General features: G+C 52.2%; 5 protein-coding genes. 4 read left to right on the plus strand and 1 reads right to left on the minus strand.

Annotation, left to right across the window (positions count from 1 at the left end; genetic code table 11):
- The 3 genes from mutY to HY879_26715 form a co-directional block, all read left to right on the plus strand.
- Nucleotides 1-996: A/G-specific adenine glycosylase (mutY, locus tag HY879_26705; protein ID MBI5606936.1), on the plus strand; the 996-nt coding region annotated here is incomplete at its 5' end.
- Nucleotides 984-1,829, plus strand: coding sequence for a 3-keto-5-aminohexanoate cleavage protein (locus HY879_26710; GenBank protein MBI5606937.1), 846 nt, complete (start codon nt 984-986; stop codon nt 1,827-1,829). The genes mutY and HY879_26710, both read left to right, overlap by 13 nt.
- Before the next feature lie 83 nt (nt 1,830-1,912).
- On the plus strand, nt 1,913-2,554 hold the full coding sequence (locus tag HY879_26715) for a flagellar brake protein (protein ID MBI5606938.1): 642 nt from the start codon (nt 1,913-1,915) through the stop codon (nt 2,552-2,554).
- A 62-nt stretch (nt 2,555-2,616) separates the two neighbouring features.
- Here the strand turns inward: HY879_26715 and corA are convergent, their stop codons facing one another.
- Nucleotides 2,617-3,684: a magnesium/cobalt transporter CorA gene (corA, locus tag HY879_26720; GenBank protein ID MBI5606939.1), complete on the minus strand. Its 1,068-nt coding sequence runs from the start codon at nt 3,682-3,684 to the stop codon at nt 2,617-2,619.
- 237 nt (nt 3,685-3,921) lie between these two features.
- Between corA and HY879_26725 the strand changes: the two genes are divergently transcribed.
- On the plus strand, nt 3,922-6,465 hold the full coding sequence (locus HY879_26725) for a hypothetical protein (GenBank protein MBI5606940.1): 2,544 nt from the start codon (nt 3,922-3,924) through the stop codon (nt 6,463-6,465).
- Nucleotides 6,466-6,675 lie beyond the last annotated feature (210 nt).

Raw genomic sequence — 6,675 nt, forward strand, 5'->3', positions numbered from 1 at the left:
ACGCCTTATACCACCTGGCTCTCTGAAATTATGCTACAGCAGACCCAGGTTCGGCAAGTCGAACCTTATTACCGCCGTTTTATAAACCTATTTCCGGAAATCCGGCTCCTGGCCGAGGCCCCTTTAGAAAAGGTGCTTAAAGTCTGGGAGGGGATGGGCTATTACAGCCGGGCCCGAAACCTCCATCAAACGGCCCAGATTCTGGTTCACCGATTTAAAGGGGAAATTCCCGCCGGGCTTGAAGATCTCCTCAAACTGCCGGGCATCGGCCGGTCGACGGCCGGAGCCATACTCAGTCTGGCTTATGGGCAATCGGTCCCCGTGCTGGATGGAAATATCAAACGGGTCCTGATACGGTTTTTTTTTATCAGCCGGGATCCCGGGGACAAAGATACCATAGGTCAGCTCTGGACCCTTTCCCGGGGAATACTTCCCCTTAAAAACGCCGGACCGTTCAACGAAGCCCTGATGGAGTTGGGGGCCTTGATCTGTTCCCCGAAAAATCCCCAGTGTGCCGACTGTCCTGTAAAAGCAGCCTGTCAAGGATATCGATCCGGCCGGCCGGCCTCTTTGCCCATTAAGCGGCCCCCAAAAAAGATCCCCCATTTTGATGTTGCCGCCGCCGTGGTGAGAAACAATACCAAGATCCTGATAACCAGGCGGCCGGAAAAGGGTTTATTGGGTGGTCTATGGGAATTCCCCGGAGGCAAAAAAGAACCCGGGGAATCCCTGGAAGAATGTTTGCAACGGGAAATACGCGAAGAATTAAATATAGAGATCGAAGTGGGGGAACCCTTTTTCAAGGTCCGCCATGGTTACACCCATTTTCGGATCACATTGCATTGTTTCTTTTGCCGCAAACTTAAAGGCCGCATCAAGCGCCTCGGGATTATGGATTACCGCTGGGTGCATCCTTCCGAGTTGGACCTTTTCCCTTTCCCCAGGGCGGATCAAAAAGTGATTGAATATTTAAAGGAGCAAGTATGGAAAAACTGATCATTACTGTTGGAATTACCGGGTCCCGCATAACCCGGGACCAAACTCCCCATATCCCGATTACCCCCGAGGAGATCGCCCAATCGGGAATCGAAGCCTGGAAGGCCGGGGCCTCGGTCCTGCACATCCATGTCAGGGATCCCAGGACCCAATTAGGGTGCCAGGATCCGGCCATTTACCGGGAAGTGGTAGACCGGATCCGCAGCCGGACCGATGCCATTTTGTGTTTAACCACCAGCGGTATCCCGGGCCGCAACCTGCCGATTGAAGAGCGTCTCCAATCCCTGGCCTTTGATCCCGAAATGGTTTCTTTCGATGCCGGCTCGGTCAATATGGGGTCGAATGTCTTTTTAAACCCTCCTGAATTCCTGGAGGCCCTGGCCAAAGCCACTCTGGCCAAAGGGATTAAGCCGGAATTGGAGGTCTTTGAGATCGGCATGGTCTATACCTGCCGGCGATATCTGGAAAAAGGACTCCTTAAGGCCCCGCTCCATTTTCAATTTGTCCTGGGGGTTCAGGGGGGGATGCCGGCCACCCCCAAATCTCTCTTGCACCTGACCGAGATTATTCCCCCTGGCTCCACCTGGTCGGTCATAGGGATTGGGGCCAGCCAGCTCCCCATGGCCGTCATGGGTCTGATGATGGATGGCCATGTGCGGGTCGGTTTGGAGGATAATATTTATTATTCGAAAGGTCGGTTGGCTGAAAGCAACGCCCAACTGGTAGAAAGGGTCGTCCGGATCAGCAAAGAATTCGGCCGGGAAGTGGCCAACCCTTCCGAAGCCCGGAAAATTCTGTGTTTGCCCCCCATTCAGTCAAAAATGGTCTTATAAAAAATTGACTTAAAAATTATTTTTAGGTATGAATGGCATCATGATAACCGGATCCTGCCGAAGGCCCGAGGGGGTTTAAACCCATGCTTGATAGCGCCATTTTTTTACCCGGGACACAAGTCTTGTTCGAGGTCCCCCATCTGTCCGGAGTTAAATCCCAAACCTTTTTTCGGGGGTGCCGCGAAGACCACTATATCATTTTGGATTATCCCTATAACAGCAACGGGGTTCCCTTACCTTTAAAGGACGGCATGCCCTGTATTATCCGCTTCATTGGTCAGGGGAAAGTTTATGCCTTTCAATCGGAAATTCAACGGACGGTCAGATATCCTTATCCTTTTGTTTTCATTAACTATCCACAGGAACTGGATCATATCAATCTGAGAAATACCGAGAGATACCCTATTCGCATACCAACCGTTTATTCTGAGCAGGCCCTGGAAGGCACTCATGACGGCTATCCTTCCGGTCAACTGCTCGACCTTTCGGAAACAGGCTGCCTCCTTTTAACCGATCAACGCTTTGATCTGGAAACCCTCCTCTTTTTGGCCTTCAATCTCCCCAACCAGGAGCCGATTCAGAATTTATCCGTCAAAGTGAAAAGGGTTTCCCGAAAGGAAGAGGCCTATCAACTGGGATTGCAATTCATCGTTTCAGAAGATCCCGACATTGAAAAAATCAGAAACTACCTTTCTTATCTGCAATCATTACGTATTCAAGCCTGATCAGATCGTAACACTTTAGATTTATTTATGGAAAAAATATCTGACAGGATTAAACAGATACATCAGATCCACTTTTTTCTCCGGAAATAAATCAGCATAAAAATGGACACGGCCAGCATCAGGACCAAAACCAGGGGGTAGCCCCAGGGCCATTCCAGTTCCGGCATGTATTTAAAATTCATTCCGTATAATCCGACAATAAAGGTCAGGGGAATAAAAAGGGTGGCGATGATGGTCAGGACCTTCATGACTTCGTTCATCCGGTTGCTGATACTGGAGAGATAATTGTCCAGCATCCCGGAAAGCATCTCTCGGAAGGTCTCGATGTTGTCAATGACCTGAATGGTATGATCGTAGATATCCCTTAAATAAAGCACCGTGGATTCTTTAATGAGAGAAGATTCCCCTCTCTCCAGACTGCCGATCACTTCCCGCAAAGGCCAAAGGGCCTTGCGTAAAAAGATCATCTCCCTTTTCAATTGATGCATTTCCCGGAGGGTGACCGGTGAGGTGCGGGTGACCAGTTCTTCTTCCAACCATTCAATCCGCTCGCCTAATTTTTCCAGAACGACGAAATAATGGTCGATAATGGCATCCAAAAGGGCATGGACCAGATAGTCGGCCCCCATTTTCCGGATCCGGCCTTTCCCGTTACGGAGGCGGTCCCGAATAGGATCGAAGAGGGTCCCTTCCCTTTCCTGGAAAGAAAGAACGAAATTAGAGCCGAGGATGAGACTGATCTGTTCGGTTCCGACCTCTTCCCCTCGATCCCCGCTTAAGAACAGGGACTTCAAAACCACGTACAGGTAGTCTCCGAAATCTTCCAGCTTCGGCCGTTGATCGGTGTTCAGGATGTCCTCCAGGACCAGGGGATGCAATCCGAAACAGTCGTTCAGTTTTTCCAGGACATCCACCTGATGCAGTCCGGTCACATTGATCCAGGTGACCTTGGCTTGATCCTTAAAAAGGAAACATTCTTCCGCGGCGGCAATTTCTTTTTCTTCCACCTCCTGTTCATCATAGTTAAACAGGGTGATACGGGTCCGTTCGCTCTGTTTCTCGCCGATGTGTACCAGGGTTCCCGGTGGAAGGCCGGCCTTTTTGGATCTTTTTTTGATGGGTATGGGCATAGCAGGGACTCCTCAATATTTTTTTCTATTTTATCCTATCTGATTCTTCCGGGCAAGTGAACAGTTCTCCAATTGTCATGGCCTGGGGAGTGAATACCGTACCTTTTTTTGTTGGTGGGTTCCGTTTCATTCCACCCACCCTACAGGCTTTTTACAACTCCGTCATTATTGTTGGATCTGTAAAAAGTCGCCCAAGTTCCATTTTCGTCATTCCCGTGTTTACTTTATCAAAAAAATATGGTAAAAATAAAACGATGTAAGATACCTCCCACAAGCCATTCCTTGGAGGAAGGATCGGGGGCATGCATGAAACCTGACCGGCCATTCGATAAAGCCTTCCGGCGATTGATTGAGGTTTGTGTTGCCGGACCGGGCCTGTTGGCCATTCTTGTACTGCTGAGCTGGATATTCGATGCCTGGCAGATCGGCGCCCTGGGGCGGGAATATATCCCCATGGCCCCCAGTACGGCCTGGCTGATGCTCCTGCTCAGTTCCGGTCTTTTACTTCATCGGTTCCGCTCGACCCTGCCGGTCACACAGGGATTTACCTTTTTGGCCGTCGTCATCGTGGGGGGCATGGGACTGCTGGTGTTGCTCCAATTCTTTTTGGGTTTCGAACTGCCGGTGGAGCAATGGCTGGCTCCCACCAGGGTCCGGGTTGGGGATATTCCCATCGGCAGGATGTCTCCTTTGACGGCCTCGGCCTTCCTTTTTACCGCTCTGGCCTTCTGGTTTGTACAGCCTCCCCTGGCCGGGCGCCGGTTTTTCCGGCAGACGGCCCCTTTTCTGGCCCTGGCGGTCTTATTGTTCAGCCTGTTTGTCATTCTAAGCTACGGGGCCGGTGCCCCTCTGCTTTATGGTGGCCAGACCATCCCCATGGCCTTGATTACCGCCGTATCCTTTGCCTTGTTGAGCTTCGGCCTCCTGATTACCGCCGATCCCGAAATCCGCTTTCTCTCCTTACTCGGAGGCCCCTCTACCGGTTCTGCTCCCGAACCCGCCTCCCGGTTTTTAAAAGGCCCTTTGGTAATCTTCCTGCTGCTCTTTCTGGCCATTGGGAGCGCCGGATTCTTTTATCTCAAGTTTCAATTGTCGGAGATCCGCCGGGCCAGACAGCAGGAACTGAATGCCGTGGCCGACCTGAAAGTCCGTCAAATTTCAGGATGGTACCAGGAACGTCTGGCCGATGCCGGATATGTTTTCAGGGTCCACGGGTCTTCGGGTTCGTTCAATACCTTTGCCGCCACCCAGTCGGCCCTTAAAGCCAAAAATCGCGTTTTGGTCTTAATGACCGCGGCCCAGGAAAACCTGCTCTACAGCCGGGTCTTATTCTTTGATCGAAAAATGCAGGTGCGTCTGGCCGTCCCGGAGGAAAAAAACCGGGCCGACCCAGGGGACAAAGACTTTGTGGTCCAGGCCCTGCGCACCGGAAAGATACGGGTTTCCGATTTGCATCTTGACAGGTTGGGATCGGACCACAATAATCTGAACATGGACCTCTTTGTGCCCTTGGTGCCTGAATCAAACCCTTCCGGAAAGGGACGGACACCCATGGGGGTATTGATGTTTGAAATCAACCCCCATGATTTTCTTTTCCCCCTCATCCAGAGCTGGCCTACCCCCAGCCCCACGGCCGAAACCCTTTTGGTCCGGCGGGAAGGAAACGAGGTGGTCTATTTGAATGAATTGCGGCACCGCCGGAATACCGCCTTGCGCTTACGGTTTCCTCTTGAACCCGGATCTATTCTTCCGGCGGCCATGGCCGTCCTGGGCCGGGAGGGTATTGTAGAGGGAAGAGACTATCGCAATGTGCCGGTACTGGCCGCCCTGCGCAGTATCCCGGGCACCCCCTGGTTTATGGTGGCCAAGGTGGACCAGGAGGAGATCTACGCCCCTCTGTGGGAACAGGCCTGGATAACCGGGGTGACTATCTTTATCTCCCTCCTGGCGGCTGCCCTGGGTCTGGGACTGCTATGGCGTAAGCGGGCCGAAGAAGAAATCCGCCGGCTCAATGCCGATCTCGAACAGCGGGTCATGGAGCGCACCGCCCAATTAGAGGCGGCCAATAAGGAACTGGAGTCCTTTTCCTATTCCGTATCCCACGATTTGCGGGCTCCTTTGCGGGCCATTGACGGCTTCAGCCGGGCCGTCATGGAAGATTGCAGCACCAGCCTTCCTGAGAAAGGCCGGCAATACCTGGAGCGGGTGCGGGCCGCCACCCAGCGCATGGGCCAGTTGATTGACGATTTACTTAAACTTTCCCGGGCAACCCGGGCTGAGATGACCCGCACCCAGGTAAATCTCAGCCAAACGGCGGAGGTGGCGGCCTATGAATTGAGGGAGTCCCAGCCGGAACGCCGGGTGGAATGGGCCATCGCACCGGATGTTATGGCCTATGGGGACGAACGTTTATTGGAGATCGTTCTTAAAAATTTGATGGGCAATGCCTGGAAGTTCACCGCCCGGCATGCCGGCAGCCGAATAGAATTCGGCGTAAATCAGCAGGATGGGCAGCCGGTTTATTTTGTTCGTGATGATGGGGCCGGTTTTGAAATGACTTATGCCGACAAGCTTTTTGGTATCTTTCAACGACTGCACAGCCAGGGGGAGTTCGAAGGAACCGGCGTCGGTCTGGCCATTGTGCAGCGCATCATCCATCGTCACGGCGGGCGTATCTGGGCCGAAGGGGCCGTCGAAAAAGGGGCGACCTTTTATTTTACGCTGGCCCCTCAAAACAAGCATAGAGTTCAGGATTCAGAGTCCGGAGCATGGAGAAATTAATGTTCTTGCCTGGTTGACGCCCACGCCGGTCAGCCATCCTATAAAACAAAAACATTTGTATCAGTTTAGCTTTTTGAAAAACTGTTTTCACCGCAGAGGCGCAGAGAGCGCAAAGAAAAAGATTTTTATTGTTTGCCGGTGAGGGGCCGGCAAACAATAAACTTCGTTACCCTACGGGTAATTAATTGGACGGAAGCACTCTGGGACGGA

Source organism: Deltaproteobacteria bacterium (assembly GCA_016219225.1).
Taxonomy (GTDB): domain Bacteria; phylum Desulfobacterota; class RBG-13-43-22; order RBG-13-43-22; family RBG-13-43-22; genus RBG-13-43-22.

Coding starts and splice junctions, on each gene's coding strand:
- HY879_26725 (MBI5606940.1), top strand. CDS start 3,922: ATGGTAAAAATAAAACGATGTAAGATACCTCCCACAAGCCATTCCTTG.
- HY879_26710 (MBI5606937.1), top strand. CDS start 984: ATGGAAAAACTGATCATTACTGTTGGAATTACCGGGTCCCGCATAACC.
- HY879_26715 (MBI5606938.1), top strand. CDS start 1,913: ATGCTTGATAGCGCCATTTTTTTACCCGGGACACAAGTCTTGTTCGAG.
- corA (MBI5606939.1), bottom strand. CDS start 3,684: ATGCCCATACCCATCAAAAAAAGATCCAAAAAGGCCGGCCTTCCACCG.